The following is a 3,076-nucleotide window of genomic DNA, read 5'->3' as shown; positions in this document are numbered from 1 at the left end:
AACACAGTGGACGCGAGCAACTGAGGACAAGCCCTCGGCCTATTAGTACCAGTCACCTCCACCCGTTACCGGGCTTCCAGATCTGGCCTATCAACCCAGTCGTCTACTGGGAGCCTTACCCCATCAAGTGGGTGGGAGTCCTCATCTCGAAGCAGGCTTCCCGCTTAGATGCTTTCAGCGGTTATCCCTCCCGAACGTAGCCAACCAGCCATGCCCTTGGCAGGACAACTGGCACACCAGAGGTTCGTCCGTCCCGGTCCTCTCGTACTAGGGACAGCCCTTCTCAAGACTCCTACGCGCACAGCGGATAGGGACCGAACTGTCTCACGACGTTCTAAACCCAGCTCGCGTACCGCTTTAATGGGCGAACAGCCCAACCCTTGGGACCGACTCCAGCCCCAGGATGCGACGAGCCGACATCGAGGTGCCAAACCATCCCGTCGATATGGACTCTTGGGGAAGATCAGCCTGTTATCCCCGGGGTACCTTTTATCCGTTGAGCGACGGCGCTTCCACAAGCCACCGCCGGATCACTAGTCCCGACTTTCGTCCCTGCTCGACCCGTCGGTCTCACAGTCAAGCTCCCTTGTGCACTTACACTCAACACCTGATTGCCAACCAGGCTGAGGGAACCTTTGGGCGCCTCCGTTACTCTTTAGGAGGCAACCGCCCCAGTTAAACTACCCATCAGACACTGTCCCTGATCCGGATCACGGACCCAGGTTAGACATCCAGCACGACCAGACTGGTATTTCAACGACGACTCCACCCACACTGGCGTGCGAGCTTCAAAGTCTCCCAGCTATCCTACACAAGCCGAACCGAACACCAATATCAAACTGTAGTAAAGGTCCCGGGGTCTTTCCGTCCTGCTGCGCGAAACGAGCATCTTTACTCGTAGTGCAATTTCACCGGGCCTATGGTTGAGACAGTCGAGAAGTCGTTACGCCATTCGTGCAGGTCGGAACTTACCCGACAAGGAATTTCGCTACCTTAGGATGGTTATAGTTACCACCGCCGTTTACTGGCGCTTAAGTTCTCAGCTTCGCCCCACCGAAATGGAGCTAACCGGTCCCCTTAACGTTCCAGCACCGGGCAGGCGTCAGTCCGTATACATCGCCTTACGGCTTCGCACGGACCTGTGTTTTTAGTAAACAGTCGCTTCTCGCTGGTCTCTGCGGCCACCCCCAGCTCAGAGCGCGAAGCTCATCACCAGAAATGGCCCCCCTTCTCCCGAAGTTACGGGGGCATTTTGCCGAGTTCCTTAACCATAGTTCACCCGAACGCCTCGGTATTCTCTACCTGACCACCTGAGTCGGTTTAGGGTACGGGCCGCCATGAAACTCGCTAGAGGCTTTTCTCGACAGCATAGGATCATCCACTTCACCACAATCGGCTCGGCATCAGGTCTCAGCCTTGATGTGCGACGGATTTACCTACCGCACGGCCTACACCCTTACCCCGGGACAACCACCGCCCGGGATGGACTACCTTCCTGCGTCACCCCATCACTCACCTACTACCAGCTCGGGTCACCGGCTCCACCACTCCCCCTCACTCCGAAGAGATCAGGGGCGGCTTCACGGGCTTAGCATCACTGGATTCAATGTTTGGCGCTTCAAAGCGGGTACCGGAATATCAACCGGTTATCCATCGACTACGCCTGTCGGCCTCGCCTTAGGTCCCGACTTACCCTGGGCAGATCAGCTTGACCCAGGAACCCTTGGTCAATCGGCGCAAACGTTTCTCACGTTTGTATCGCTACTCATGCCTGCATTCTCACTCGTGAACCGTCCACAACTCGCTTCCGCGGCTGCTTCACCCGGCACACGACGCTCCCCTACCCATCACAGCGGGCGTTGGCCCTCAATGCTGCAATGACACGACTTCGGCGGTACGCTTGAGCCCCGCTACATTGTCGGCGCGGAATCACTAGACCAGTGAGCTATTACGCACTCTTTCAAGGGTGGCTGCTTCTAAGCCAACCTCCTGGTTGTCTCTGCGACTCCACATCCTTTCCCACTTAGCGTACGCTTAGGGGCCTTAGTCGATGCTCTGGGCTGTTTCCCTCTCGACCATGGAGCTTATCCCCCACAGTCTCACTGCCGTGCTCTCACTTACCGGCATTCGGAGTTTGGCTAAGGTCAGTAACCCGGTAGGGCCCATCGCCTATCCAGTGCTCTACCTCCGGCAAGAAACACACGACGCTGCACCTAAATGCATTTCGGGGAGAACCAGCTATCACGGAGTTTGATTGGCCTTTCACCCCTAACCACAGGTCATCCCCCAGGTTTTCAACCCTGGTGGGTTCGGTCCTCCACGAAGTCTTACCTCCGCTTCAACCTGCCCATGGCTAGATCACTCCGCTTCGGGTCTTGGGCATGCTACTCAAACGCCCTATTCGGACTCGCTTTCGCTACGGCTTCCCCACACGGGTTAACCTCGCAACACACCGCAAACTCGCAGGCTCATTCTTCAAAAGGCACGCAGTCACGAGATGCAGCAAGCTGCATCCGACGCTCCCACGGCTTGTAGGCACACGGTTTCAGGTACTATTTCACTCCGCTCCCGCGGTACTTTTCACCATTCCCTCACGGTACTATCCGCTATCGGTCACCAGGGAATATTTAGGCTTAGCGGGTGGTCCCGCCAGATTCACACGGGATTTCTCGGGCCCCGTGCTACTTGGGTGTCTCTCAAACGAGCCGCTGACGTTTCGACTACGGGGGTCTTACCCTCTACGCCGGACCTTTCGCATGTCCTTCGTCTACATCAACGGTTTCTGACTCGTCTCACGGCCGGCAGACCGTAAAAGAGAGATCCCACAACCCCCCAAACGCAACCCCTGCCGGGTCTCACACGCTTGAGGTTTAGCCTGATCCAGTTTCGCTCGCCACTACTCCCGGAATCACGGTTGTTTTCTCTTCCTGAGGGTACTGAGATGTTTCACTTCCCCTCGTTCCCTCCACACTGCCTATGTGTTCAGCAGTGGGTGACAGCCCATGACGACTGCCGGGTTTCCCCATTCGGAAACCCCCGGATCAAAGCCTGGTTGACGACTCCCCGGGGACTATCG

Annotated in this window: 1 rRNA gene; it reads right to left on the bottom strand. The window is 56.9% G+C overall.

From position 1 onward, the window contains the following. Positions 1-28: 28 nt before the first annotated feature. Positions 29-3,076: ribosomal RNA gene (locus tag GBN72_RS33910) — 23S ribosomal RNA — on the bottom strand.

The organism is Streptomyces abyssomicinicus (assembly GCF_008974245.1).
Taxonomy (GTDB): Bacteria; Actinomycetota; Actinomycetes; order Streptomycetales; family Streptomycetaceae; genus Streptomyces; species Streptomyces abyssomicinicus.
Note: the sequence above shows the minus strand (reverse complement) of the source record. Positions and strands in the feature narration are given on the sequence as shown.